Here is a 246-nt window from a genome sequence, read left to right as displayed (position 1 = left end):
AAGAACCGGACGGACGATTAATTTTCATGTCTTCATACTCAACACGTCGTCGTATGCTCGGTTCTCTTGAATAAATAATATAAAAGTCTTCTAATCTACCAAATAGGGCGTATAGTTCATTTCTTTTTTCATATACGCCCTCAATATCTCCTGTATTCACAAGAACCCTTAATTGACACCCTCGCTCTGTATAACTTTTATTGTAATGACGAACGCCGAATTGCCCTTTCATCTTCATCTTGTCCG

Annotated in this window: 1 protein-coding gene; it reads right to left on the bottom strand. The window is 38.2% G+C overall.

The window, feature by feature from the left end; all coding sequences use genetic code 11:
* Positions 1-232: phage tail domain-containing protein (locus SB658_RS26560; RefSeq protein WP_410603483.1), on the bottom strand; the 232-nt coding region annotated here is incomplete at its 3' end.
* Positions 233-246: the final 14 nt, after the last annotated feature.

The organism is Bacillus sp. SIMBA_008 (assembly GCF_046535495.1).
Taxonomy (GTDB): domain Bacteria; phylum Bacillota; class Bacilli; order Bacillales; family Bacillaceae; genus Bacillus; species Bacillus subtilis.
The sequence above is the reverse complement of the archived record's forward strand: the minus strand, read 5'-3'. Positions and strand labels throughout refer to the sequence as shown.